The organism is Campylobacter concisus (assembly GCF_003048605.1).
GTDB lineage: Bacteria > Campylobacterota > Campylobacteria > Campylobacterales > Campylobacteraceae > Campylobacter_A > Campylobacter_A concisus_BM.
The window spans coordinates 46,860-71,481 of sequence record NZ_PIRX01000006.1 but is presented as its reverse complement, the minus strand read 5'-3'; the positions used below and the strand labels follow the sequence as shown (position 1 = coordinate 71,481).

Here is a 24,622-nt window from a genome sequence, read left to right as displayed (position 1 = left end):
GAAAATGAAAAGATTAGTTTCATTAGTTGCCGTTTTGGCATTTGCCTCAAGCCTTAGCGCTAGAGATGACGTGAAGTACCACTCACTAGACTTCTTAAACGGCCCAAAGGCTAAAGAATTTTTGCTACCAAACGTTAGCATCAGCTTTGGCACAGGATACACTGGCAAGGTGATCGTAAGAGATCTAACGTCAAACAAAAAGACAAATGGCTTTAACAAAAGCGACGAAGAGGCTTGCCAGATCGCACTTCTCTCTGCTTTAAAGTCATTTCAAGAAAGAGCGGTTAAAGAGGGTGGCACGAAGGTTGTAAATTTGACTGGATATTACAAAAAACAGCCATTTAACTCTAAAACTCAGTTTGAGTGCGGCAGCGGTTCTTTGATGTCTGGCGTCACACTAAGAGGCGACATCGCGAAATAATGAAATTTCAAGTTGATTTTTATGACGCTATAGCTTATGGCGAGATCAGCGAGGATCTAGCTAGATACAAAAAAGAATTTGATCTAGCAAAGATCCCGCCCATGCAAAGAAGAAGGCTAAGTAGTGCTGCAAAGTGCGCTTTTAGCCTGCTTAGTAGTTTTGAGAGTATCAATATGCCAGTCATTTTTAGCTCTTATGAGGGCGAGATAAATCGCTGTTTTGAGCTAGAAACTGCGCTTGCAAAGGCTGAGCCAGTATCGCCAACGTCGTTTTCGCTCTCTGTGCATAACGCTATCTCGTCGCTTCTTAGCATCGAAGCTAAAAATCACAATGAAATTCTAGCCATCTCATCATTTAGCCCAGTAGAAGATGCGCTGCAAGCTGCGTTTTTGAGGCTAAATGACGGATATGAAAAGGTGCTCATACTTGCCTATCATGAGTCGATATCGCAGAGCTATTTTGATGAGAAAAAGCCATCATTTATGCTAGCTCTTGTCGTCTCAAAGGCAAAAGATAAGAGAGTTTTAACTCTAAAAAGAGTGGAAAAAGAAGAAGAAATTTCAGAAAATTTACTGCAAAGCTTCATTGTAAATTTTGACCCAAATGAGGCAAAAACATGGCAAAGTAGCAGTCATTTTTCGTCTTGGAATTTTAGCTATGAGCCTTAAAATTTTAAGAGCTGGATTTTTATTTTTCTTTTTTGCGCTAATTTGCATAAGTGGCGACCTTTTGCTCGTGCCAGTCGTGCTTCTTGAGCTAAATAAATTTAAATTTATGCAAAATTTATGCCGAGATATAGTTAGAGTTTCTTGGGGATTTTTTATAAAAGTTACTAAAATTTGTGGGTATCTGGACTATAAATTTGAGCTTACAAAGCTAAATGGCGGCTCAAATTTAGTCATTGCAAACCACCCTTCGCTGCTTGATGTGGTCTTTTTGGTTTCAAAATTTAAAAGGATAAACTGCATCGTAAAGGGCGAGCTTGGCAAAAATATATTTTTATTTGCGGCTATTAGGGCGTGCAACTACATACCAAACACAAATAACGAGGAATTTTTACAAAAAAGCGTAGATGTTTTAAAAAGCGGCGAAAATTTGCTCATTTTCCCAGAGGGCACACGCACGAAAGAGGAGATCATCTTTCATAAAGCGGCCGCATATATGGGCATAAAAGGCGCGTCTAACGTGGTTTGCGTGGGTATAAATATGGCTCCAAGAAGCCTTAGAAAAAATGAGCCATGGTACAAAACGCCAGATGAAAAGATAAAGTACGTCTTTAAAGAGCTAAAGAAATTTGAAGTTAGTGAGTTTTTAAAAGATAGGCCAAGCCCCGTAAGGGCCAGGGCGCTACACGAAGAGATAAGTAAAATTTATAAGGAGGAATTTAGTGAAAGAACTAGTTAATGAGATAAAAGAGCTGATCATCACAAGCTTAAATTTAGAGGATATGAAGCCAAGCGATATCGACGAGAACGCACCGCTTTTTAGCGAGGGTCTTGGGCTTGACAGCGTCGATGCACTAGAGCTTGGGCTAGCTGTGCAGAAAAAATATGGCCTCGTGCTTGACTCAAAGACAGCAAATTTAAAAGAGATATTCTTTAGCGTATCTTCTCTTGCAAAATACATTTACGAAAATAGGAAATAACAATGAGCGAAGTAGAAATTTTTGAAATTTTAAAGAAGGCTTTGATCGAGCTTTTTGAGATAGACGAGGGCAAGATAAAGCCTGAAACTAGGATATATGAGGACTTGCAGATAGATAGTATAGATGCTATTGATATGATTGATTACATCAAGCGCCAAACTGGCTATAGACTGATGCCAGAGGACTTTAAAAACGTAAAAACGCTTGATGATATCGTAAAAGCCGTTGCAAAGAAATTTGAAGCATAAGATAGTAAAAGTAGCGCTAGTTTTAGCAAGCATCGCCTACCCTTTGGTGCTATTTTTTTGGCAAAAGGGTGCAATATTTATCTTTTGCGCTCTTTGCGCTCTTTGGCTGGCTAGGGCTTATTTTGAAAGCGGTAAAACAAGGCAGGTTTGCTTAGCGGCTGGGCTATTTTTTGCGGTTTGTGCTATTTTTAGAAGTGTAAATTTAGCGCTTTTATACCCAAGTATCGTAAGTCTTGGCTTTTTGGCGGTATTTTTTTACAGCTTAAAGGGCGAGGCGGTCATAACAAGGCTTGCTAGGCTAAAAGAGAAAAATATAGATGAAAAAGTCGTTAGCTACACAAGAGGTCTAACTAAAATTTGGTGCTGGTTTTTTGTTTTTAACGCAGCTTTTGCCTTTGTTTTGGCGCAGTTTGAGGATAAAATTTACTGGAGCATTTACTGCTCATTTGTATCTTATATCTTGATGGGAGTTTTGTTTTTTGGCGAAATTTTATATCGTAAAATTTTTATTTTAAAGAGGGAAAATGGATTTTAAAAATTGTCTAAAGGCATTTAAATTTGTGGATATAAACAAGGATCTTTACGAGTATGCGGCTACTTTTGGGGCAAATTTAAAAGAGAAAAATTTAAGCGAGATAGAAATTTATTTAAGCCAGAGCTTTGACTTTTGCGCAGCTTTTTTTGGAGCGCTTGGGGTTGGCGTAAAACCTATCTTGCTTGCAAAGCCGATATATAGTGGTGATAAATTTGTCATTAATGATGAAAATTTTGGTGATTTTTTAGACTTTAGCAAGAGCATGGAGCTAAAATTTGATCAAAATTCTACATTTTTCCTTCAGACCTCAGGCTCGACAGGAAATAGCAAAAATATCCCAAAAAAACTTGGCGCGATGATAGATGAGGGGCTATTTTTAAAAGATGAGCTTGGATTTAATAAGGGGGATAAATTTTTTGCTAGCGTCTCGCACCAGCATATGTTTGGCCTTACATTTAAAGTCTTTTTGCCACTCATCTCTGGCGCAAAGGCCGTTAGCAAGGAGCTAAACTACCCAGAGGCGATCTTTGAGCTTGACCTTACAAATTTAAGCTTTGTAACAAGCCCAGTCCTGCTTCAAACGCTAGTTTCTAGCCCAAGAGCAGCTGAAATTTCAGGGCTAAAAAATATTATCTGTGCGGGATCTGCATTAAAGAGCGAGCTAAGAGCAAAGATAGAAAGCTTAAGTAGCGCTAGGATAATTGAAATTTATGGTAGCACCGAAACTGGCATAGTTGCTAGAAATTTAGGTGATGAGCTTTTACTTTTTAGTAAGGTAAAGGCTGCTTTAAACGAGGATGAGGCGTTAAATGTGAGCTCGCCGTGGTGCGAGTTTTTCCAAACTAGCGACTGGGCGCAGATAGATGGCAGCAGGCTCACGCTAAAAGGCAGGATCGATAGGATCGTTAAGCTAAATGACAAAAGGGTCAATCTAATAAGTATCGAAAATAAAATGTTTGAAAGCGGGCTTATAAAAGACTGCTACTGCGACACGCATCCTAAATTTAAGCGTCTAGCTGCGCTTTTGGAGCTTAGCGACGAGGGTGTGAAACTCTTTAGAGATAGCGGTAAAAAGGGCGTTGTAGCAAGGCTAAATGAGCTTTTAAGGCCTGAGTTTAAAAATAGTGTTAGATATTTTAAGATCGTTAGCTCTCTTTGTAAAAACGCTCAGGGCAAGTTTTTAAAGGCAAATTTTAAGCTACTTTTAGAAAAAAACGAGGAGCTTTCTTGGGATAAAAGTAGCGAAGAGGGCATTTATAAATTTAAGACAAAGCTTAGCCCTGCACTTGGCATTTTTATGGAGCATTTTCCAAATTTACCGCTTTTGCCTGGCTTTGTGCAACTTGATTTTGTATTTAAATTTGCAAGAGAGCTTGGCGTAGAAATAGGCGATCAATATGTGGTGGAGAATTTGAAATTTTTAAAATTTGTAAGGCCAAATGACGAGCTTTGCATAGAAATTTCGCAAAGAGATGAGAAGATTTACTTTGAGATATTTTGTAACGGCACCAAGAGTGCTGGCGGTAGGATAAAGCTGGGCTTATGAAGACGCTCTTTCTCATACCATTTTACAACCATCCAGAGAAGATAAAAGCCCTTTGTGAGGCGCTTGCAAGATACAATCTACACATTTTGATAGTCGATGATGGCTCAAACGAGGCATCAAAAAAGGCATTACAAAATTTGAGCGAATTTGACGTAGAAATTTTAACAAGAGAGCAAAACGGCGGCAAGGGAGCTGCACTAAAAGATGGCTTTAGGCACGCCTTGCAAAATGGCTACACGCACGCGTTTCAGATCGACGCTGACTTTCAGCATGACATAAGTGAGGTGGCGGAGTTTTTGGAGCTTAGCAAAAGATATCCAAGAGATCTAATCATGGCTGATCCAATTTACGGCGAAGACGCGCCAAAGTCGAGGTTTTATGGCAGAAAGATCACAAATTTTTGGGTCAAGATCAACTCTTTAAATTTTGACATAAAAGACGCGATGTGTGGCTTTAGAATTTATCCGTTAAAAGAGCTTGAGAACGCGACCCTCCAAAGCAGCTCAAATAGGATGGAATTTGACATGGAGATCTTGGTAAATGCCATAAGATCTGGCGTAGAGATCAAGTGGATAGCACTAAAAGTAAGATACGAGGCTGGCGGTGTTTCGCACTTTAAAATGCTAAAAGATAACGCGCTAATAAGCCTCATGCATGCAAGATATTTTTTTAGTTTAGTGCCATTTTTGCTTGGCAAGATCACTGGTAAAGAGAAGTACATATGGTGGCAACAGGGCGAGAGATCGAACGAATTTTTTCTTAGAGTTAGCCTATTTTTAACTAGAAATTTGCCTATATTTCTCATAAAACCTATCGTTATCATCGTCGTTTGCTTTTACTACGTCTTTTCAAAAGTTGAGAGAAAAAATATAAGAGAATTTCTTTTAAATGTAGAGAAATTTAGCGGCAAAAAGCCGGAAACTAGCGTTTTTAGTAACTTTTATGACTTTGGTATAGCAATATGTGATAAATTTCGTATCTGGCAAAATGGTGTGCTTGAAAGCGAACTAGAGTTTAGTAAATTTAATAGCATAAAAGATGAGTTTGAAGCCTCTAAGCGTGGCAGGATCGTGCTTACAAGCCATCTTGGAAATGTAGAAATTTGTAAGGCGCTCTCACTTAGATCGCCAAATTTTCGCATGATCATCTTGGTTTATAGCAAGGGAAGTGAGAATTTTTATAAAATTTTAGAGCAGATCAGCAAGGGGCAGATCAAACTAATCAGCGTTGAAAAGCTCGACGCGGCTGCTATGCTTGAGCTAAAAGAGGCGGTTGAAGATGGCGTAAATATCGGCATAATGGGCGATAGGACACCGCTTAATGGAGATAAATTTATAAGGCTTAGCTTTCTTGGCAAGGAGGCTAAATTTAACTACGGCCCATACTTGCTAGCTGGGATTTTGGGAGTAAAAATGAGCGCGCTTTGGTGCGTAAAAAATGGCGATAAATTTGACATCGAACTAAGCGATATTGCTGATGAGATAAAACTAGGTCGCGACCGCAAGGCAAGCGTCCTGCCATACGTGCAAAGCTATGTAAGGCAGCTTGAAGCAAGGGCTTGCAAGAGCCCGTCGCAGTGGTTTAACTTTTTTGATTTTTGGAGATGAGAGTGAAAATTTCACACGTTAGTACGTTTAAAGTGGCGTTTTTTGACGTTGATAGCATGGAGGTGATGTGGCACGGCAACTACGTCAAGTACCTAGAAATAGCGCGCTGCGAGCTACTTGATAAGCTAGGATACAACTACATCGCTATGAAAAAAGATGGTTACGCCTTTCCTATCGTAAAGCTTGACGTAAAGTACGTCCGCCCAGCCTTTTTTAACGACGTCATAAAGGTCACTACGACGCTTAGCGAGTGTGAAACTTTTTTGAAATTTCACTACCTTATAGAAAATGAAAAGGGCGAAAAACTAAGCGAGGCAAATACCGCGCAAGCTGTCATTGAGATGAATAGCTTGCAAACTTGCTTTGAGATGCCAGACACCCTAAAAAAGGCGCTTAAAGCCTATAATGAAAAGGAGAAAAGATGAGAAAAATAGCTCTTTTTTTAGCCATTTTTATATCTTGCTTTGGCTATGAGCTAGCTGAGCTTAAAAATATAGTAAGAACAGATGGCGTAAGCGGAAATTTCACGCAGATAAAGAGCCTGGCTGGCTTTAACAAAAGCATAAAAAGCACGGGCGAGTTTAAGCTTGAAAAGGGCGGACTTTACTGGGATACGCTTGAGCCTGTAGTTTCAAAGGTTTTTATAAATAAAGATGGCATTTTTAAAAACGAAAATGGCAAACTTGAAAAGACAACGGCAAATTTTGACGAGAAGCTCTTTCTTGCTATCATCAGCCTCGATGAGAGCGAGCTTAGAAAAGAATTTGATATAAAAACAAGCGGCAGCCTAAAAGAGTGGAGTATAGAGCTAAACCCTAAAAATTTACTCTTTAAACAAATTTTTAAATCCATAAAGATAAGTGGCGATGAGGCGGTAAAAAAGATCGAGCTTGATGAGGTAAGTGGCGATAAAACACTAAATGAGTTTAGTATAAAATGAAAAAACTAGCCACGATCTTGGCTTTTATCTTTGTTTTTTTAGCCTCGCTTGGATATTCGCTTGCGAGCCTAAAAAACGTCCAAACCGACATCTTTTCGCTGATAAATTTCAAAGACGCCAAAGAGGCAAAGGTGCTAAAAGAGGTGCAAGATGAGATGGCGTCAAATTTTTTAGTGCTAGTAAATTCCAAAGAGCTAGCCAAAAACATCCAAAGCTTAGCATTAAAAAGCTCTCTTTTTAAGAGCTTTGAGGCGAAGATTGACGTAAATTTAAATGATATAAAAAGTGACATCAACCGCTCAAAGATCGCACTTTTAAGTAGGGGTGATTTAGAGCTTTTAAAAAACGATAAAAACGCCTTTTTCAAAAAACGCGCAGAGGAAATTTTTAACAGCTTTAGTTTTAGACTTTTAAATGTAAATGATGATTTTTTCTCGCTAAGTAGCGGCTTTAGCGCAAAAAATGGTAATGTGAGCTTAAATTTAGCAGATCTCATGCTTGAGGTAAAAGACGGCAAAAAGAGCTTTTTCTTGCTAAAAGGCGAGCTAAAAAAGGGAGCTTCGAGCGAGGGGCTAATAAATTTTTATAATGAGCTAGAAGCGCTAAAAATTGGGCAAAATGAGCTTTTTGTGCATTCAAGCGCCCTTTATCAGGCATTTTCAAAGCAAAAAAATGAGAGCGAGAGCCTTTATGTGAGCGCTGTTTCGCTTAGTTTGACCGCTATGTTTTTGATACTTGCTTTTAGAAATTTACGAATTTTTTATGTGATATTTATAGCTGCATTTGGCTTTAGCGTGGCATTTGCAGGCACTTTGCTCTGCCTAAATGAACTAAATATCCTTACTATTTTAATAAGCACGAGCCTCATTGGCCTCATGTTTGACTACATTTTGCACTGGCTTAGCAAAAACGAGGGCGAAGCGATCAGGGCTAGCAGCATAAAAAATATGCTAAAAATTTTCTTGCTAGGCCTACTTATCACGCTTAGTGGCTATCTAGCTTTTACTTTTTCTGATCTTAGGCTACTTAAAGAAGTGGCGCTCTTTTCGGCATTTGCGCTAGTTGCTGCCTTTTTAGCTAGCTACTTTTTTATGCCTTTGGTCTTTGAGGGGGTGAAATTTTATAGATCAAAGGTTTTTGACGCGTTCTTAACTAAATTTTGCGAGCTCTCAGGCGCGGTTGCAAGGCATTTGGGGGCTAAATTTCTAGCGGTTTCGCTTGTTTTACTAACTATTTTTCTTGGATTTGACCTTAAAAATTTATCAAAAAGCGAAAACGTAAAAGACTACTCAAATATGCCAAAGAGCCTGCTAGCGGACTCTTCTTATATCTTAAGTCTAACTGGCAACAACCAAAACACGATGATAGTGACAAGATCTAGCGGCGACATTTTAGGAAACGAAAAGAGCCTTTTAGATGAGCTAAAAAAGAGAAATTTGATAAAAGATGAGAGCTCGCTAAGCGATATGTTTTTAAGTAAAAGCGAGCAGAATGAGCTAAAAGAGGCCTTTAAAAAGGCACTTGACGATGAGCAAATTTACGCGATTTATGAGAAATTTGGCTTTAGCAAAGATGAAGTGCGAAGTGAAATTTTAAAGGTTTTGAGCGAAAAAGAGCTTGGTGTTGGTGAAATTTTAGCTCTCAAATCTATGAAGGATTTTAAGAAATTTGTCCTTGATGAAAATGCAAGTGTGGCTTACGCGAGTGGCTTTGTAAAAGGGGCGCAAAGTGATGAGGTGCTAGAGCGCTACAACGCTTTTAGCCTAAATTTCACTAGATCACTAAATGAGAGCCTAACGCAGGCAAAAGAGCTAGCTCTAAAGCTAAAAATAGCAGCGCTTGTGATCGCGTTTTTACTGCTGTGGGTTTATTTTAGTGCGCTTATATCGGCACTTGTGATGGGCGTCATCATCTTTGGCGTGCTTCTTACACTCTTTATCCTTGCCGTTTTTGGCGTAAATTTAAGCATTTTTGGCGTCTTTGGGCTCATCCTTGCAAGCGCTGTTGGGATTGATTACATGATATTTGCGCTAAATGAGAGTCTTAGCGAAAAAGAGCGAGTTTATGGGATATTTTGCGCATTTATCACGAGTTTTATCTCGTTTTTCACACTCTCGTTTAGCCAGACCACCGCTCTTAGCGTCTTTGGACTAAGCGTTAGCCTTTGCGTGCTGATATATGGGCTATGTGCTAGCGTTTTATCTTGTAAAAATATAAAAATTTAGCTTTGTTTTCATACCTCAAATTTTGGCTAGCTTAGGGCTTTGGTTTTATTTTATAACGGCTAGTTTGCTACTGCCTGCGTTTTTCTTTGCATCGTTTTGGACGTTTGAGGCTTGAATGAGTTCAAATTTATATGGTGGCTCAAATGGTGGCTTAGTTAGCTTTTCACAAACGCTACCTTTTTTAGAAAGCTCTATTTGCCGCTTTCAAAAATGGTGTCTTTGTTACATTTGTAGCTTATCTTGACGCCATTTGTAAAGTAGTTGTTTTGAGCGTATAAAACGCACGCCAACAGCGTATTTTTGGTTATAAAAGCCATCTTTTGAGTCGTAAAAATTGTTATAGACATGCACCTTTGCATTGCGTGCCATAGGCAGGCGTTGTGCGCAGTTGTCAAAAATGTTGTAAGCGAGTGTTATCGTCCTTGTTTCGCTACTGCCATCTGAGTCTTTTGAGCCTATTAGTATCGTTTTGTCGTGGTTTCCAAAGATATTGTGCGAGATCGTGATAGCTGCACTATCTCTCGCACAGTTCCGTCGTAAGTCTGCCATTTGGTAAGCTCTCCGCCTGCTAAATGCACATGGCTAAGCTCAACCATGTCCTTAAAATGGTAGTGATCTACCCAGATGTTTTTGCTTGACTCTATGCTGACGCCGTCATATTGCGCATTAAAGCCGTCATTTTTTTGTATATCTGGAAATGGATCAAAAGCATCTTCAATCAATATGTTGCGGATAGCGATATTTCGGATATTTTTTAGTAAAAATGAGCCACCTTTTATGCCTGAGTTTTCGCCTAAGCCGATTACCTTGGTATTGCTAGCTACCGGCACTACGATGAGCTTTTTCCACTCGTTGGCTAAATTTTTGCGAAGCGCTGCTAACTTTGGATCTTGCGAACCGTCTAAATTTGCACGACATGAAGCACCGTAAGCCTGCATAAATTTGGCATAAGAGCTAAACTCGCCACCGCTAATCTCACTTATAAATTTATCCAGCCCATCGCTATTGCCATTTTGTGGGATCTTGCCTTTGCTAAGGTCTATGAGCCCATCCACATAGATGACGTAGCCGCCCATTTTGGCGTATTTATCAAGTTCTGCCTATCTTTTGTGGCGACTTGCTTGCTGTCGTATCTACCAAAATTTGGCTCTGCACTCAAAGCTTTTATCTCAGCTGACGTCGCATAACATGCAAATAACACACCAATGGAGAGTAGAAGTATCTTTTTTAAACATTTTTAGCCACCTAAATTTGGCTTTTAAGATCACCTCTACGTTTTTGGCCGGTTAAATTTAGTGCTATTTTTAGAAAGATAAAATTTACGCGAAAAATATCTCGCTTTTTAGACGAAGTAGGCATAGATAGGCGCTTAGTACGCTTTGCTCTCTAACGTAGTTGCGATCTCCTTTAAAAAGTAGCCTCTCAACCTCGATGTTGCCGCTTCTATCGCCAGCTGCGACATATACCGTGCCAACTGGCTTGCTAGCTGTGCCCCCACCAGGTCCTGCTATGCCACTTATAGCAAGCGCAAAGTCCGCATTTGTCGTGCTTAGCGTGCCTTTTACCATTGCTTTTACGCAAGGCTCGCTCACAGCTCCGTAAGTATCTAAAATTTCATCCTCAACGCCCAGCCACTCGTGCTTTATGTGATTTGCATAAGTCACCAAAGAGCCATCAAAGCTAGCTGAGATGCCGCCATATCTTGCAAATTTAGCCGCCGCAAGCCCAGCCGTGCAAGACTCAGCAAATGAAATTTTAAGCCCCTTTTGCATGAGCTTTTTTGCTACAAATTTGATCACATCTTTTTGCGGGATAAATTTTTGCGAAAATAGCGTTTTTACCCCTTGTAAAAAGCTCTCGATCTGGCCAAATTTATTGCTTTTTGCCCTTACTAGTATCAAATTTGGCAGGATCTGTGCAAGAGTGATATCAACTTCATAAGTTTTAGCAAGTGGTAGCATAAGGATCTTCGCGCTATCTGCATCGATGTCTATTAGATGAAAGTAGCTAAAATCAGGCTCGTACTCGGTGAGAAACTCGCCTAGCTCTTCATTTGGATTAGCTTTTATGAGATTTATCTGAGCGTTATTTAGACTGGCTAAAAAGCTATTTTTAGAGTAGTCTAAGCTATCTTTAAGCGCAAGTGTCGTGCTATCTTTTAGCTCGAGCGAGCCCCCAGTTAGCGTCGCTACGATCTTTGCGGCGATGGCAAAATTTTCATCCGAGCCAAAAATGCTTACAAAGTCGTAATCTTTTGATAAATTTTCGATGATAAAAGGCAGCTCTTTGCTATTTTTTGGAGCAAAACTGACCACTCCAAGCTCGCCAAAATGATCCTCGTAACTTTGAAAAATGTAGTTTAGAAATTCTCTATTTATCTCAAGATCTTCGCCTATTATCAAGATACTTTGTCTCATTTTTAAGCTCCTTTTTTTGCCTCATTATACTATTTTTCAGTGTGATTTAACCAGCACAGGTGTAAAATTAGCAAATTTTAAAATCAAGGTAAAAAATGGACTACAAAGAGACACTTTTACTCCCAGAGACAAATTTCCCGATGCGCGGAAATCTCCCACAAAATGAACCACAAAGACTAAAATCATGGTACGAAGAGCGCAAGGTTTATGAAAAAATGAAGAAAAATCGCCAAAATGCGGTTAAAAACTTCAACATCCACGACGGCCCTCCGTATGCAAACGGCCACCTACACATCGGTCACGCGTTAAATAAAATTTTAAAAGATATCATTACAAAAACGCACTATTTTTACGGTGAAAATGTCCGTTACGTGCCAGGCTGGGACTGCCACGGTTTGCCTATCGAGCAGCAAGTCGAAGTAAAGCTTGGCGATAAGAAAAAAGAGCTTAGCAAGGTCGAGATCAGGGAGCTTTGCAGACAGCACGCGAGAGAATTTATAGATATTCAAAGAAATGAATTTAAAAGCCTTGGCATCATCGGCGACTTTGAAAATCCATACATGACGATGAAATTTGAGTTTGAGGCTGACATCTACAAAGCGCTTTGCGAGATCGCTAAAAAGGGGCTTTTAGTAGAGAGAAGCAAGCCAGTTTATTGGAGCTGGGCAGCTAGATCGGCGCTAGCTGAGGCTGAGGTTGAGTATGAGGAAAAAGAGGACTATTCTATTTATGTAGCCTTTGGTCTTGATAGCGACGCGCTAGAAAAGCTTGGCGTAAAAGAGGCAAGCGCTGCCATCTGGACGACTACGCCTTGGACGCTTCCAGCAAATCAAGCTATAAGCCTAAATCCAGATGAAATTTACGTCCTAACAGCTGAAAATTTGATCTTTGCAAAGCCTCTGCTTGAAAGCGTTGTGCAGAGTGGCCTAAGCAAGGGCGAGATAAAAAAAGAGTTTAAATCAAGCCTACTTGAAAACGCTCACGCGATAAATCCGCTAAACGGCAGAAAGTCGCGATTTTTACTGGGCGATCACGTTATGATGGACGGCGGCACTGGACTTGTTCACACAGCTCCAGGACACGGCGAGGACGATTACTACGTATGTTTGAAATATGGTTTTAGTGAAATTTTGATGCCAGTTGATGACGGTGGCTGCTACGATGAGAGCATAAAACATCACGGACTATTTAGAAGTGACGTGGTAGACGAGTTTGTCGGTATGCACATCTTTAAAGCAAATGAGAAAATTTTAGAGCTACTTGGCAAAAGCTTACTTAGCGTCTCTAAATTTAGACACTCTTATCCATTTTGCTGGAGAACGCATAAGCCTGTCATTTATAGAGCTACAAAGCAGTGGTTTATAGCTATGGACGAGGCAAAACTAGGCGGCAAAACGCTTAGACAAACAGCACGTGCGGAGCTTGAAAAGGTTAAATTTTATCCAAGCGTTGGTATAAAAAGAATAGGCTCTATGATAGAAAATCGCCCAGACTGGTGTATCTCTCGTCAGCGTGACTGGGGCGTACCGATCGCGTTTTTCAGAGACAAAGCGACAAAAGAAGTTATATTTGATAGTGAAATTTTAGACCACATCGCAGGCATTTTCAAAGAAAAAGGCGCTGATGCGTGGTGGGCGCTAAGCATAGACGAGCTTTTACCAAAGGGCTCAAAATACAAGGCTGAGAATTTAGAAAAAGTTATGGACATCCTTGACGTTTGGTTTGATAGCGGCTCGACGTGGCATGCGGTCTTGCAAAGTGACAACTACGACGCTGGCAAATACCCTGCAAGCATGTATCTTGAGGGCTCAGACCAGCACCGCGGCTGGTTTCAAAGCTCGCTTCTAGTAAGCACAGCCATAAATTCTCATGCACCTTATGAGAGCATCCTAACTCACGGCTTTACTGTTGATGCTAAGGGTGAGAAGATGAGCAAGAGTAAGGGCAATGTCATCGCTCCACAAGACGTGGCTAAGACTCACGGCGTAGAAATTTTACGCCTTTGGGTTGGTATGAGTGATTATTCAAGTGACCTAAAGATAAGCGAAGATATATTAAAGCAAATAAGCGAGCAATACCGCAAAATCCGCAACACTATACGCTTTTTACTAGCAAACGTAAATGACCTTGAGAGCCTAAATACAGAGTTTAACATCCTTGATAAATGGATATTAGCACGCGCTAAAAAGGTCTTTGATGAGGCGAGCGCTTGCTTTAAAAATTATGACTTTTCAAAGGGCTTTAACATCCTTTTAAATTTCCTATCAGCCGATCTTAGCGGCGTATATCTTGATGTATGCAAAGATAGACTTTACTGCGACGCAAAAGACGCTCCAAGAAGAAGATCAGCTCAAAGCGCTATGGCGATCATCACAAAGGCACTTTTGCCACTCATCGCTCCAACGCTTACTTACACAGTTGATGAGGTGATGGACTACGCTCCAAAGATCATCAAAGGCGACGCAAAAGACGCGTTTGATCTAGTCTATGAGCCAATAAAATTTGATCTTAGCTTTGAAGATGAGCTACTTTTTGCTAGCAGGGAGAAATTTAACGAGATCGTGGATGTTCTTAAGAAGGACAAAAAGATAAAATCAACTCTGGAGCTAAGCCTAGAGACCACAAACCACAACATCACAAGCTACGACGAGCGCGAAGTGGCCGATCTTTACATGGTAAGCTCAGTTAGAGCTTATGATGATAGCGAGCCACTAGCCGAGTTTGAGCTTGAGGGTGATAAATTTAAGATCATAGCAAGCAATCTTCACAAATGCCCAAGATGCTGGAAATTTAACGCTAGCAAAGAAGACGCGCTATGCCCAAGATGTGAAGAGGTCATAAGTGCTAAGTGAGCCAGTAAGCGCAACTATTATAGTCGCAACGATCGCTGCGGTGGTCGTTGCTAGCTTGTTTGGCATATTTTTGGTTAATAAATTTAAAGGATAAAAATAGTGGTAACTTTAAAAGAAGCTTTGAAATTTTCAGCTGAAGAGATAAGAAATTTAAGAGCCGAGCTTGAGGCGAAGATCATAAAAGAAAAAGAGCTTGGTGCTTATGTCGAGCAGCTAGCAAATTTAGATATCGCAAAACTAGGCGAGGGCGTACCTATCGCTATAAAAGACAACATCCAAGTAAAAGGCTGGAACATCACGTGTGCTTCTAAAATTTTACAAGGCTACGTAGCACCTTATAATGCAACTGTCATCGAAAAGCTACTTGGCAAAAATTTAGCTCCATTTGGCCGCACAAATATGGATGAATTTGCGATGGGAAGCACGACTGAGAGCTCATTTTACGGCAAAACACTAAACCCACTAAATCATGCTCACGTCCCAGGTGGCAGTAGCGGCGGCTCAGCAGCAGCAGTCGCAGCTGGCCTTGCAGTAGCCGCACTTGGTAGCGATACTGGTGGCTCGATCCGCCAACCAGCGGCATTTTGCGGATGTGTGGGACTTAAGCCAACTTACGGCAGAGTGAGTAGATACGGCCTTGGTGCATACTCAAGCAGCCTTGATCAAATAGGACCTATCGCTCAAAACGTAGAAGACGCTGCCATTTTATATGATGCTATCGCTGGACACGACCCAAAAGATAGCACGAGCGCAGATGTGCCGTTTGTGAGCATTAGCGATAAGATAGATAGCGAGAAAAAACTAAAAATTTGTGTCATCAAAAATTACGTAGAAAACGCAAGTGAGCAGACAAAAGCTTCTTTAAATTTAGCTATTGAAAAGCTAAAATCACACGGACACAGCGTAACTTACACAAATTTTGAAGACTCAAAATATGACGTCGCTGCCTACTACATCATCGCAACCGCAGAGGCAAGCGCAAATTTAAGCCGCTACGATGGTGTAAGATACGGCAGACGCGCAGATGCTAGAAATTTAAAAGAACTATATGTAAATTCGCGCTCAGAGGGCTTTGGCGAAGAGGTGAAGAGGAGAATTTTACTTGGTACATTTGTGCTAAGTAGCGGATACTACGATGCTTACTACATCAAAGCGCAAAAAGCAAGAGCGCATATAAAAGCTCAATATGAGAAAATTTTAGAAGAAAATGACCTTATCTTCATGCCAGTTGCTCCAAGCACAGCTTATAAATTTGGAGCACACAGCGATCCGCTTCAAGCCTATCTAAGCGATATCTACACGATCAGCGTAAATTTAGCAGGCCTACCAGCTATCTCTGTGCCAGTTGGCAAAGATGATCAAAATTTAAATGTGAGCGCCCAGCTCATCGCAAAAGCGTGGGACGAACAGACCTTGATAAATGGTGCTAAGAGCCTAGAAAATTTAATAAAAGGATAAAAATATGAAGATAGTAAAGAGAGCTTTAACATTTGAGGATGTGCTTCTTGTGCCGCAATACTCTGAAATTTTGCCAAAGCAAGTTGATGTAAAAACCAGGATCAGCAAAAATGTCACGCTAAATATCCCGATCGTCTCTGCTGCGATGGATACGGTGACTGAGCATAGAACTGCTATCATGATGGCAAGGCTCGGCGGTATCGGCGTCATCCACAAAAATATGGACGTCGAAAGCCAAGCAAAAGAGGTCAAGCGCGTTAAAAAAAGTGAAAGTGGCGTCATCATCGATCCTATCTTTATAAATCCAGAAGCGACCGTGGCTGAAGCTCTAAGCCTTATGTCGGATCTTCATATTTCAGGCGTTCCAGTCATCGACAAAGACCGCAAACTAATAGGAATTTTAACAAACCGCGATTTGAGATTTGAGACAAATATGAGCGTTTTGGTAAAAGACCGCATGACAAAAGCACCGCTTATCACTGCACCAAAGGGCTGCACGCTTGATGATGCGGAGAAAATTTTCTCTCAAAATAGAGTTGAGAAGCTTCCTATCGTCGATAAAGACGGCAGACTTGACGGCCTTATCACCATAAAAGATCTAAAAAAACGCAAAGAGTATCCAAACGCAAACAAAGATAGCTATGGCAGACTTCGCGTGGCTGCGGCTATTGGCGTGGGTCAGATAGACCGTGCCAAAGCACTTGTTGATGCTGGCGTAGATGTCATAGTCATTGACTCAGCTCACGGCCACTCAAAGGGCATCATCGACACTTTAAAAGAGGTAAAGGCAAATTTTAAAGTCGATGTCGTAGCTGGCAATATCGCAAACCCAGCAGCCGTAAAAGACCTAGCAGAAGCAGGAGCGGACGGCATAAAAGTGGGCATCGGACCAGGATCAATATGCACCACAAGGATCGTTGCTGGCGTTGGTGTACCGCAAATTTCAGCGATTGACGACTGTGCAAGCGAAGCAGCGAAATATGGCATCCCAGTTATCGCAGACGGTGGTTTAAAATACTCAGGCGACGTGGCAAAAGCCCTTGCAGCAGGGGCAGCGTGCGTTATGGCAGGTAGCTTACTTGCAGGTTGCGAAGAGAGCCCAGGCGAGCTTATAACATTCCAAGGTCGCCAGTATAAAGTATATCGTGGCATGGGCTCAATAGGCGCTATGACAAAGGGCAGCTCGGACCGCTACTTTCAAGAAGGCACCGCTCAAGACAAGCTTGTGCCTGAAGGTATAGAAGGCCGTGTGCCATTTGCTGGCAGCATAAAAGATGTAATCCATCAGCTAATAGGCGGCCTAAGAAGCGCTATGGGCTATGTCGGCGCAAAAGATATCCCAACTCTTCAAGAAAGAGCTGAATTTGTCGAGATAACAAGCGCAGGACTAAAAGAGAGCCACGTCCATGACGTAGTTATCACTCACGAGGCACCAAACTACAAAGTTAATTAGTGTTAGACCTGCAAACTAGAACTATTAAATTTAACGAGCCACTCTATCTTGAGAGTGGCCGTATGCTATCAAATTTCAAGCTTATTTATGAGACTTACGGCACGCTAAATGCTGATAAAAGCAACGTTATCGTAATCTGCCACGCCCTAACTGGCTCACACCACGCAGCTGGCACATACGCAGGCGATGAGAAAGCTGGCTGGTGGGACGGGCTAATAGGCAGCAAAAAGGCGGTCGATACGGATAAATTTTACGTTATTTGCGTAAATATCTTAGGCTCGTGCTTTGGCTCGACCTCGCCGCTAAGCGTTGATCGAAGTAGCGGCAAAGAGTATAGGCTAAATTTCCCAGTCCTTGCCATAAGCGACGTGGTAAAGGCGCAGATGAGGCTATTTGGCGAGCTTGGTATCACAAGGGCAAGAGCTGTGATAGGTGGCAGTCTTGGCGGTATGCAGGCACTTTGCTACGCTATCGAGTTTCCAGAGTTTGCGCAAGATATCATAATGCTTGCAAGCACCTATCAGACTAAGCCTTGGGCGATAGCGTTTAATAAAATCGCCATCGAAGCCATTTTAAACGATGAAAATTTCAAAAACGGCGAATACGACGCAGAATTTATAAGAAAAAATGGACTAAAAGGCATGGCTTACGGCAGGATGGCAGGGCACATCAGCTTCTTAAGCCCTGATAGCATGGATAAAAAATTTGGACGAAACTACGTCGAAACCGACGGCCTTTACGATCTTTTTGGACATTTTCAGGTCGATCGCTACATGGAGTATAACGGCTACAACTTCCCAAAAAGGTTTGACCCGCTAAGCTACCTATACATCGTAAAGATGATGAATATCTTTGACTGCACAAGGCACTACGATAGCCTAAAAGACGCCCTTGCGCCGATCAAAGCAAATCTGCATCTAATCGCTTTCAAAGGCGATCTACTCTTTCCGCCGTGCTGCATGAGAGAAATTTACGACGCACTTTGCGAGATGGGCAGAGGCGCAAAGACAAATTTTGTAGAGATAGATAGCAACTACGGCCATGACGCCTTTTTGGTCGAGATAGAAAAATTTGATGGATATATAAAAAATATATTAAAAGGATAGAAAATGGAGCAAAAAGAGCAAAGTTTTGAAGAGAAATTAGCCCTTGCAGATAAAATTTTAAACGATCTAAATAAAGATGATGTGAGCTTAGAAAACAGCATAAAGCTGCACGAGCAGGGCAAAAAGCTCTTAAATGAAGCAAGAGAAATTTTAGAAAATGCAAAACTTAGCATAAAGCAGGTGGATGATGAGTAAAATTTGTGCCCTTCAGCTACCAACGCAGCCCTTAAGCGAGGCGAGGCTTGATTATTACCTTAAAATTTGCGCGGACGAAAACGCAAGGCTGGTTGTCCTTGGCGAATACGTGCTAAATAGCTTTTTTAAAGAGCTTGCCACCATGCCAAAAAGCCTCATAAAAGAGCAGAGCGAGCGCAAAAAAGAGGCGCTATTTGCGATGGCAAAAAAGTATGATCTAAACATCATCGCACCTATCATAAATTTAAAAGGCAAAGAAATTTATAAGAGCCTAGCTAAATTTAGCCAAACGCAAGTAAAGCTATATGACCAGCAAATTCTCATGCCTTACGCGCATTGGAATGAGGCAAAATTTTTTAGCAACGCAAGCGAGGAGCTAAATTTACCTATCTTTACCTACGATAAATTTAAGGTTGGCGTCATGTTTGGCTTCGAGGCGCACTTTGACGTTTGCTGGGCTTATATGAGCGCTAAAAAGGTCGATATCGTGCTTGTGCCAACGGCTTGCACGTTTTTTTCTCAGGCGCGCTGGGAGGAGCTTTTAAAGGTTAGAGCCTTTACAAACAACCTCTATGTGCTTCGCGTAAATCGCGTGGGGAGCCACAAGAGTGAGGACGAGCAATGGAGTTTTTACGGCGACTCGATGCTCATTAGCCCATTTGGCGAGGTTAAGAACAGACTTGGCAAAAATGAAGAGATGATGATAGATGAGCTTAGTAAAAAGGAGCTTAGCGAGGCTAGAAGCACCTGGGGCTTTATGCAGATAGAGGCTAAATTTAAAAGATGAAACGCTGCGCCTGGGCCAAAAAGAGCGAATTTAGCAAGAGTTATCACGACTATGAGTGGGGCAGGGTGGTCAAAGATGATAAGAAATTCTTTGAAATGCTCATTTTAGAGGGCTTTCAAGCAGGCCTTAGCTGGGACTATGTGCTACGAAAAAGAGCTGGGCTTGCTCAAATTTTAGACGGCTTTGACGCAAAAAAGATCGCTAGCTATGACGAGGCAAAGCTTCAAAGTCTTTTAAGCGACGATCGAGCGATCAAAAACCGCCTTAAAATTTACTCTTTGCCAAAAAATGCCAAGGCTTTTTTAGGGCTTTGTGCCGAGTTTGGCTCGTTTTATAACTACATCTATAAATTTACAAATGGCAAGCGCGTGATAAACGACATAAAAAGCGCTAAGGACATGCCAGCAAGTAGCGAGCTCTCAGAGCGCATCTCAAAAGATATGAAAAAGCGTGGCTTTAAATTTGTAGGCGCTGTGATCATCTACTCGTTTTTACAAGGCGTTGGCGTCATTGATGATCACGAAAATGAGTGCTTTTGTAAAGGAATTTCGGAGTGAAATTTGAAACGAAGCGAGATTAAAAAATATATAAAAGAGAAATTTGGCATTTTAGGTGAGCAAATTTTTCCAAAATATCCAAAATTTAGCGTCTTTCGTCACAAGAAAAACAAGAAGTGGTTTGCGCTACTTATGCAGCTAAGCGATAGCAAGCTTGGTCTTGAAAGTGACGAGATGATCGAGGTTTTAAATCTAAAATGTAGCCCAGATCTAGCCATGGTGCTAGTTGATGAGCAGCAAATTTTTAAAGCATATCACATGAATAAAAAGCACTGGATAAGCGTAAATTTAAACTCCAAAATCTCGCAAAAAACCGTTTTTGACCTGATAGAAGAGAGCTTTAGCTTAAGCAAATAAAAGCCATTTTTCAGCCTTAAATTTAGTAGTTTTTGTTAAAATCACGAAAAACTTAAGGATAAAATTTGCAAGAGCTAAACAACGAGATCAAAAAAGTCCATTTCATAGGCATCGGTGGCATCGGCATCTCAGCCATCGCTAGATTTTTACACGAAAAAGGCCACAAGATAAGCGGCAGCGACATCAAAGAGAGCAAGACGACGCTTGAGCTAAAAGATGAAGGCATCGAGGTCATCACGCCGCACTGCAAAGAGGCGATAAAAGACCAAGATTTTGTGGTCTATTCAGCTGCGATAAAAGAGGATAATATCGAGCTAGTGGAGGCTAGAAGAAAGGGCATAAAGTGCTTTTCAAGAAAAGAAATTTTGCCTTATGTGCTTGAAGATAAGTGCGTTTTTGCAGTTGCTGGCGCGCACGGCAAAAGTACTACTTCAGCGATGCTAGCAAGCCTAATAGAAGGCTCAGTCATCATCGGCGCCATCTCAAAGCAGTTTGGCTCAAATATGCGCTACGCCAAAAGCGACAACGTCGTATTTGAGGCTGATGAGAGTGATTCTAGCTTTCTAAACTCAAACCCATATCTAGCCATCGTCACAAACGCAGAGCCAGAGCACATGGAGCACTACGACTACGATCTAGCTAAATTTTACGCAGCCTACAAGGGCTTTTTGGAGCGTGCAAAAGTTAGAGTGATAAACGCTGAGGACGAGTTTTTAAGCACGCTTAAGCTTGACGCGATCAGGCTTTATCCAAGCACCGATATCACCGAGCTTACGATGGTTGTAAGAGACTATCAGCCATACACCAGTTTTAACCTTAAAAATTTAGGCAAATTTGAAGCCTTTGGCATGGGCGAGCACATCGCTATAGACGCATCTTTGGCTATCCTTGCTGCGATGCACGAGACGCCGCTTAAAGATATAAGAGAAAATTTACTAAATTTTAAAGGCATCAAAAAGCGTTTTGATATACTTAGTGCAAATAAAAATTTCGTCCTAATAGACGACTACGCGCACCATCCAACCGAGATAAAAGCGACGCTAAAATCAGTCTTTGAATACGCCAAAATTTTAGGTATAAACAGCGTCACAGCGATATTTCAGCCACACCGCTACACAAGACTTAGCACAAATTTACCTGGCTTTAAAGAGTGCTTTAAAGGCGTTGATGAGCTTGTCATCTTGCCAGTTTATGCAGCTGGAGAAAATCCTATCGAAGTTGATATGAAGAGCGAATTTAGCGAGTATAACCCGATCTTTACAGACAAGGTCGAGAGGGTTGAAGAGGGGATAGAATTTACAGATGAATTTGGCGTGAAAAACCGCCTAAGTGACGGCATCGTAGTTGGCTTTGGAGCGGGCGATATCAGCGTGCAACTAAGAGGCGGATATTAATGGATCTAAGTAGTTTTAAGCCTCAAGATGAAAATGAAATTTTAAAAGAGATAAAAGAAAAAGAGCTAAGCGAGGATGAAATTTCTAGCCTTATAAATTTAGGCAAAAAAGATATTTTAATAGCCCTTGCAAGGTCACAAAAGCTAAATAGCGCTCAGATAAAAGATATGCTGCCAAATGCCCCGTATCTAGCCGTTTGCTTGCTGGTTGAAAAGCAAGATATCAGCGAGGTTAGAGCTGAAATTTTAGAAAAGATCAAGCCTCATGCTGAGATTTACAAGGAGCTCATCGCAAAGTATAAAGGCGTAAAATGGTAAGAAATTTGATAATAATCGCTGGCGTGATGCTGCTTTTTGGAGCGATCTGGGCGATAAAAGATGAAAAGATCAGCAAAAGTATAAAAGCGCTCGTTAGCGCGGTGCTTGTAGCGATCCTTGTTTGTGTATATTTTTATGAAGAGAATTTATCAAAAAACGAGGACGCCATCTCAAAGCTAGTGACTGACTTTAAGCAGGGTAAAACACTAAAATGTGGCGAATACAACGTGAGCGCTGAGAAATTTAACTACGAATTTGGCACGGCGTCATTTTTGCCAAAACGAGAATTTAGCGAACTTTCAGGCGTCATCGTGCCTATAACGAGCTGCGAGCAATGAACGATATATTTGCAAAGCTCGATCTGAACGAGTATTTAGAGAAATTTAACTCATTTTTAGCAAGGCAAAAACCGCTATTTTTACAAGGCGACAGCAAAATCCACTTTGAAAATATAAACGAGCTTTCAAAGTATGATTTTAAGGCACCCGACGAGATAAAAGAGCTTGATGATGCACTTATGAGACTTAGCAAGCAAGCAGTGCTTCACATCAGCGAAATTTACGAGTTTGCAAAGATCATTAAGTATTTTTCATATCTAAAAAAGCAAAAATTTGAAGGCAGGCTTGGTGAGTGGATCGCAAAGGTTGAAATTCCTGAAGCGATGAGCCAGATGGCAAACAGCTTTGATGAAAACGGCGAGTTTAGCGACAGCGTGGATGAGAGATTTTACGCTATAAAGCAGGCGTTTAGCGAGAAAAAGCGCCAGATCGACGCCGAGCTTAAAAAGCTCATCTACTCAAAGCACATCACGCCCTATCTAGTCGATACCCAGACGCACTACATCAACTCGCAAGAGGCACTTTTGGTGCGTGGCGGCTTTAATCACGCCCTAAAAGGCACCGTCATCGCTAGAAGCTCGGGCGGCTACTTCTACGTCGCACCTGCAAGCACCGAGCGCCTAAAAAAGGAGCAAAGCGAGCTGCTTGATAGAAAAGAGGAGATCATTTTTGAGCACTGCAAGAAATTTAGCCTGCAGATGAGCAAGAGCCTGCTCTTTTTGAAATTTATAAATAACGCTTTTGATCAGTTTGACGCATATCAAGCTCGTGTAAATTTGGCTAGATCGCGTGACTATGAGTTTGTTTTACCAAATAGCTCACACGTTATCAAACTTGAGAAATTTGCCCATCCAGCGCTAAAAAACCCAAAGAGTGTGAGTGTGGATTTTAGCAAAAAGGTGCTTCTCATTACCGGCGTAAATGCTGGCGGTAAGTCGATGCTTTTAAAATCAATCATCTCAGCCACGCTGCTTGCAAAGTATCTGCTGCCTATGCGTATCGACGCAAACCGCTCAACGATCGGCTCTTTTAAAGAATTTGACGCGATCATAGAAGATCCGCAAAGTGTGAAAAACGACATCTCGACCTTTGCTGGCAGGATGGTGCATTTTGCAAAGCTTTTTACTAAAAAATCGATCATCATCGGCATCGACGAGATCGAGCTTGGCACCGACTTTGAGGAGGCTGCGAGCTTGTATGGCGTCATGATAGAGCGTCTCATCACTCAAGATATCAAAATGATCATCACGACCCACCACAAGCGCCTTGCGATGTTGCTAGCTAAAAACCCAGAGGTTGAGCTAGTGGCGGCACTTTACGATGAGGCAGCTCAAAGACCTAAATTTGAGTTTTTAAAGGGCACGATCGGCAAGTCTTACGCCTTTGAAACGGCGGCAAGATACGGCATATCTCAAAATTTAGTGGCGCAGGCAAAGAAAATTTACGGCGAAGATAAAGAGAATTTAAACGAGATCATCACAAAGACGCTAAATTTACAAACCAAGCTTGATGAGGGGATAAAAGAGGTCACGGCAAAAGAGGAGCGGCTGGAGCGCTTGCTTGAAGAGCAAAAAGAGCTAAAAGAGAGAAATGAGATCAAGCTAAATGCGACTATTTCGCGCCTTGAAAAAGAGTATTATGAAGCGATAAATGCGGCAAAAGCTGTTATAAATTTCAAAGAGATAAAAGATAAACAAAGGGCGCTAAATGTGGCAAATGAGAAAAAAGCCGCTATCGTTAAGCCTAAGAAAACTGAGCGTGAGAGCCTAAAAGTAGGCGATAGAGTAAAGTATGAAAATATAAAAGGCACGGTTTTAAGCATCTCTAAAAATGACGCTATGATCGAGTCAAATGGTATAAATCTGCGCGTGCCACTGGAGCTTTTAAGAAAAAATGGCAACGAAGTAGTCTTGCCTAAAAAAGGTGGCGTAAGTTTAAGTGTAGATAAGCCAAAAACTGCCTCGCTCTCGCTTGATCTGCACGGCATGAGAGCTGACGAGGCGATAGCAAAGCTTGATAAATTTATCTCAGATAGTCTTGTTATGGGATTTGATGAGGTTAGCGTATTTCACGGCATCGGCACTGGCAAGCTCGCTTTTGCTGTTAAAAATTTCTTAAAAGAGCATCCAAGCGTAAAAGAATTTCATGATGCACCGGCAAATCAAGGCGGATATGGTGCAAAGATCGTTAAACTTTGAGCTAAATTTTTAATTAAAAAATGAAA

General features: G+C 41.3%; 26 protein-coding genes. 23 read left to right on the top strand and 3 right to left on the bottom strand.

Annotation, left to right across the window (positions count from 1 at the left end):
- The first annotated feature begins 4 nt into the window (after positions 1 to 4).
- Genes CVS86_RS06105 through CVS86_RS06055 form a run of 11 tightly spaced genes read left to right on the top strand, consistent with a single transcriptional unit; the run spans position 5 to position 9,167 of the window.
- Complete coding sequence (locus CVS86_RS06105) at positions 5 to 421, top strand: excinuclease ABC subunit A (RefSeq protein ID WP_107791307.1); 417 nt, start codon at positions 5 to 7, stop codon at positions 419 to 421.
- Positions 421 to 1,089, top strand: coding sequence for a beta-ketoacyl synthase chain length factor (locus tag CVS86_RS06100; RefSeq protein WP_107791306.1), 669 nt, complete (start codon positions 421 to 423; stop codon positions 1,087 to 1,089). Before CVS86_RS06105 ends, CVS86_RS06100 begins: the two co-directional genes overlap by 1 nt.
- Positions 1,025 to 1,825 (top strand): lysophospholipid acyltransferase family protein, encoded by an 801-nt coding sequence (locus CVS86_RS06095; RefSeq protein WP_234399241.1) that lies wholly within the window; start codon positions 1,025 to 1,027, stop codon positions 1,823 to 1,825. Before CVS86_RS06100 ends, CVS86_RS06095 begins: the two co-directional genes overlap by 65 nt.
- Positions 1,809 to 2,066 carry a phosphopantetheine-binding protein gene (locus tag CVS86_RS06090; RefSeq protein WP_012140381.1) on the top strand — a complete coding sequence of 86 codons (258 nt, stop codon included), beginning with the start codon at positions 1,809 to 1,811 and terminating at the stop codon, positions 2,064 to 2,066. Before CVS86_RS06095 ends, CVS86_RS06090 begins: the two co-directional genes overlap by 17 nt.
- Before the next feature lie 2 nt (positions 2,067 to 2,068).
- Entirely contained in the window at positions 2,069 to 2,314 is a 246-nt protein-coding gene (locus CVS86_RS06085) for an acyl carrier protein (protein ID WP_103573561.1), read from the top strand.
- The gene (locus CVS86_RS06080; protein ID WP_107791304.1) at positions 2,304 to 2,849 is read left to right on the top strand and encodes a hypothetical protein; all 546 of its coding nucleotides are present in this window, start codon (positions 2,304 to 2,306) and stop codon (positions 2,847 to 2,849) included. The genes CVS86_RS06085 and CVS86_RS06080 overlap by 11 nt, the downstream gene beginning before the upstream one ends.
- A complete protein-coding gene (locus CVS86_RS06075; protein WP_103643014.1) occupies positions 2,839 to 4,395 on the top strand; it encodes an AMP-binding protein in 1,557 nt (518 codons plus the stop codon). Before CVS86_RS06080 ends, CVS86_RS06075 begins: the two co-directional genes overlap by 11 nt.
- Positions 4,392 to 6,002, top strand: a complete 1,611-nt coding sequence (locus tag CVS86_RS06070) for a glycosyltransferase family 2 protein (protein WP_107791303.1) — start codon at positions 4,392 to 4,394, stop codon at positions 6,000 to 6,002. Before CVS86_RS06075 ends, CVS86_RS06070 begins: the two co-directional genes overlap by 4 nt.
- Positions 5,999 to 6,427 (top strand): acyl-CoA thioesterase, encoded by a 429-nt coding sequence (locus CVS86_RS06065; protein ID WP_103643012.1) that lies wholly within the window; start codon positions 5,999 to 6,001, stop codon positions 6,425 to 6,427. Before CVS86_RS06070 ends, CVS86_RS06065 begins: the two co-directional genes overlap by 4 nt.
- Entirely contained in the window at positions 6,424 to 6,942 is a 519-nt protein-coding gene (locus tag CVS86_RS06060; RefSeq protein ID WP_107791302.1) for a LolA family protein, read from the top strand. The genes CVS86_RS06065 and CVS86_RS06060 overlap by 4 nt, the downstream gene beginning before the upstream one ends.
- The gene (locus CVS86_RS06055; protein WP_107791301.1) at positions 6,939 to 9,167 is read left to right on the top strand and encodes a hypothetical protein; all 2,229 of its coding nucleotides are present in this window, start codon (positions 6,939 to 6,941) and stop codon (positions 9,165 to 9,167) included. Before CVS86_RS06060 ends, CVS86_RS06055 begins: the two co-directional genes overlap by 4 nt.
- Before the next feature lie 222 nt (positions 9,168 to 9,389).
- On the opposite strand, the gene CVS86_RS10265 is transcribed toward CVS86_RS06055, so the two are convergent.
- The 3 genes from CVS86_RS10265 to CVS86_RS06045 all read right to left on the bottom strand — a co-directional run bounded on the left by CVS86_RS10265 (position 9,390) and on the right by CVS86_RS06045 (position 11,584).
- A complete protein-coding gene (locus CVS86_RS10265; protein WP_413784224.1) occupies positions 9,390 to 9,716 on the bottom strand; it encodes a hypothetical protein in 327 nt (108 codons plus the stop codon).
- A complete protein-coding gene (locus CVS86_RS10260) occupies positions 9,626 to 10,243 on the bottom strand; it encodes a hypothetical protein (protein WP_413784223.1) in 618 nt (205 codons plus the stop codon). Before CVS86_RS10260 ends, CVS86_RS10265 begins: the two co-directional genes overlap by 91 nt.
- A 243-nt stretch (positions 10,244 to 10,486) precedes the next feature.
- Complete coding sequence (locus CVS86_RS06045; protein ID WP_107791300.1) at positions 10,487 to 11,584, bottom strand: CinA family protein; 1,098 nt, start codon at positions 11,582 to 11,584, stop codon at positions 10,487 to 10,489.
- A gap of 95 nt (positions 11,585 to 11,679) precedes the next feature.
- Here CVS86_RS06045 and ileS point away from each other — a divergent pair, with 95 nt between their 5' ends.
- From ileS to CVS86_RS05985, 12 genes are all read left to right on the top strand, one after another.
- Positions 11,680 to 14,436 (top strand): isoleucine--tRNA ligase, encoded by a 2,757-nt coding sequence (ileS, locus tag CVS86_RS06040; RefSeq protein WP_107791299.1) that lies wholly within the window; start codon positions 11,680 to 11,682, stop codon positions 14,434 to 14,436.
- Positions 14,437 to 14,535: 99 nt separating this feature from the next.
- Positions 14,536 to 15,894: an Asp-tRNA(Asn)/Glu-tRNA(Gln) amidotransferase subunit GatA gene (gene gatA / locus CVS86_RS06035; RefSeq protein WP_107791298.1), complete on the top strand. Its 1,359-nt coding sequence runs from the start codon at positions 14,536 to 14,538 to the stop codon at positions 15,892 to 15,894.
- Between the two features lie 4 nt (positions 15,895 to 15,898).
- Positions 15,899 to 17,347: an IMP dehydrogenase gene (gene guaB / locus CVS86_RS06030; protein ID WP_107791297.1), complete on the top strand. Its 1,449-nt coding sequence runs from the start codon at positions 15,899 to 15,901 to the stop codon at positions 17,345 to 17,347.
- The gene (gene metX / locus CVS86_RS06025; protein ID WP_107791296.1) at positions 17,347 to 18,453 is read left to right on the top strand and encodes a homoserine O-acetyltransferase MetX; all 1,107 of its coding nucleotides are present in this window, start codon (positions 17,347 to 17,349) and stop codon (positions 18,451 to 18,453) included. The genes guaB and metX overlap by 1 nt, the downstream gene beginning before the upstream one ends.
- A 3-nt stretch (positions 18,454 to 18,456) precedes the next feature.
- Positions 18,457 to 18,648, top strand: coding sequence for an exodeoxyribonuclease VII small subunit (xseB, locus tag CVS86_RS06020; RefSeq protein WP_004317712.1), 192 nt, complete (start codon positions 18,457 to 18,459; stop codon positions 18,646 to 18,648).
- Positions 18,641 to 19,435, top strand: coding sequence for a carbon-nitrogen hydrolase family protein (locus CVS86_RS06015; RefSeq protein ID WP_107791370.1), 795 nt, complete (start codon positions 18,641 to 18,643; stop codon positions 19,433 to 19,435). Before xseB ends, CVS86_RS06015 begins: the two co-directional genes overlap by 8 nt.
- Entirely contained in the window at positions 19,432 to 19,992 is a 561-nt protein-coding gene (locus tag CVS86_RS06010; protein ID WP_107791295.1) for a DNA-3-methyladenine glycosylase I, read from the top strand. Before CVS86_RS06015 ends, CVS86_RS06010 begins: the two co-directional genes overlap by 4 nt.
- A gap of 3 nt (positions 19,993 to 19,995) precedes the next feature.
- A complete protein-coding gene (locus tag CVS86_RS06005; RefSeq protein ID WP_107791294.1) occupies positions 19,996 to 20,349 on the top strand; it encodes an MmcQ/YjbR family DNA-binding protein in 354 nt (117 codons plus the stop codon).
- 86 nt (positions 20,350 to 20,435) lie between these two features.
- Entirely contained in the window at positions 20,436 to 21,743 is a 1,308-nt protein-coding gene (murC, locus tag CVS86_RS06000; RefSeq protein WP_103621072.1) for a UDP-N-acetylmuramate--L-alanine ligase, read from the top strand.
- Positions 21,743 to 22,060 (top strand): hypothetical protein, encoded by a 318-nt coding sequence (locus tag CVS86_RS05995; RefSeq protein WP_107791293.1) that lies wholly within the window; start codon positions 21,743 to 21,745, stop codon positions 22,058 to 22,060. The genes murC and CVS86_RS05995 overlap by 1 nt, the downstream gene beginning before the upstream one ends.
- Positions 22,054 to 22,398, top strand: a complete 345-nt coding sequence (locus CVS86_RS05990) for a hypothetical protein (RefSeq protein WP_103642542.1) — start codon at positions 22,054 to 22,056, stop codon at positions 22,396 to 22,398. Before CVS86_RS05995 ends, CVS86_RS05990 begins: the two co-directional genes overlap by 7 nt.
- On the top strand, positions 22,395 to 24,596 hold the full coding sequence (locus tag CVS86_RS05985; protein WP_199906526.1) for an endonuclease MutS2: 2,202 nt from the start codon (positions 22,395 to 22,397) through the stop codon (positions 24,594 to 24,596). Before CVS86_RS05990 ends, CVS86_RS05985 begins: the two co-directional genes overlap by 4 nt.
- Positions 24,597 to 24,622: the final 26 nt, after the last annotated feature.

What these genes read in the sequence shown, in the direction of transcription:
- ileS (WP_107791299.1), top strand. Translation starts at nt 11,680, where the DNA reads ATGGACTACAAAGAGACACTTTTACTCCCAGAGACAAATTTCCCGATG.
- CVS86_RS05985 (WP_199906526.1), top strand. Translation starts at nt 22,395, where the DNA reads ATGAACGATATATTTGCAAAGCTCGATCTGAACGAGTATTTAGAGAAA.
- CVS86_RS10265 (WP_413784224.1), bottom strand. Translation starts at nt 9,716, where the DNA reads ATGGCAGACTTACGACGGAACTGTGCGAGAGATAGTGCAGCTATCACG.
- CVS86_RS06070 (WP_107791303.1), top strand. Translation starts at nt 4,392, where the DNA reads ATGAAGACGCTCTTTCTCATACCATTTTACAACCATCCAGAGAAGATA.
- CVS86_RS05995 (WP_107791293.1), top strand. Translation starts at nt 21,743, where the DNA reads ATGGATCTAAGTAGTTTTAAGCCTCAAGATGAAAATGAAATTTTAAAA.
- CVS86_RS06085 (WP_103573561.1), top strand. Translation starts at nt 2,069, where the DNA reads ATGAGCGAAGTAGAAATTTTTGAAATTTTAAAGAAGGCTTTGATCGAG.
- CVS86_RS06060 (WP_107791302.1), top strand. Translation starts at nt 6,424, where the DNA reads ATGAGAAAAATAGCTCTTTTTTTAGCCATTTTTATATCTTGCTTTGGC.
- CVS86_RS06065 (WP_103643012.1), top strand. Translation starts at nt 5,999, where the DNA reads ATGAGAGTGAAAATTTCACACGTTAGTACGTTTAAAGTGGCGTTTTTT.
- CVS86_RS06075 (WP_103643014.1), top strand. Translation starts at nt 2,839, where the DNA reads ATGGATTTTAAAAATTGTCTAAAGGCATTTAAATTTGTGGATATAAAC.
- guaB (WP_107791297.1), top strand. Translation starts at nt 15,899, where the DNA reads ATGAAGATAGTAAAGAGAGCTTTAACATTTGAGGATGTGCTTCTTGTG.
- CVS86_RS10260 (WP_413784223.1), bottom strand. Translation starts at nt 10,243, where the DNA reads ATGGGCGGCTACGTCATCTATGTGGATGGGCTCATAGACCTTAGCAAA.
- CVS86_RS06055 (WP_107791301.1), top strand. Translation starts at nt 6,939, where the DNA reads ATGAAAAAACTAGCCACGATCTTGGCTTTTATCTTTGTTTTTTTAGCC.
- CVS86_RS06015 (WP_107791370.1), top strand. Translation starts at nt 18,641, where the DNA reads ATGAGTAAAATTTGTGCCCTTCAGCTACCAACGCAGCCCTTAAGCGAG.
- CVS86_RS05990 (WP_103642542.1), top strand. Translation starts at nt 22,054, where the DNA reads ATGGTAAGAAATTTGATAATAATCGCTGGCGTGATGCTGCTTTTTGGA.
- CVS86_RS06095 (WP_234399241.1), top strand. Translation starts at nt 1,025, where the DNA reads ATGAGGCAAAAACATGGCAAAGTAGCAGTCATTTTTCGTCTTGGAATT.
- CVS86_RS06045 (WP_107791300.1), bottom strand. Translation starts at nt 11,584, where the DNA reads ATGAGACAAAGTATCTTGATAATAGGCGAAGATCTTGAGATAAATAGA.
- CVS86_RS06010 (WP_107791295.1), top strand. Translation starts at nt 19,432, where the DNA reads ATGAAACGCTGCGCCTGGGCCAAAAAGAGCGAATTTAGCAAGAGTTAT.
- CVS86_RS06105 (WP_107791307.1), top strand. Translation starts at nt 5, where the DNA reads ATGAAAAGATTAGTTTCATTAGTTGCCGTTTTGGCATTTGCCTCAAGC.
- CVS86_RS06100 (WP_107791306.1), top strand. Translation starts at nt 421, where the DNA reads ATGAAATTTCAAGTTGATTTTTATGACGCTATAGCTTATGGCGAGATC.
- xseB (WP_004317712.1), top strand. Translation starts at nt 18,457, where the DNA reads ATGGAGCAAAAAGAGCAAAGTTTTGAAGAGAAATTAGCCCTTGCAGAT.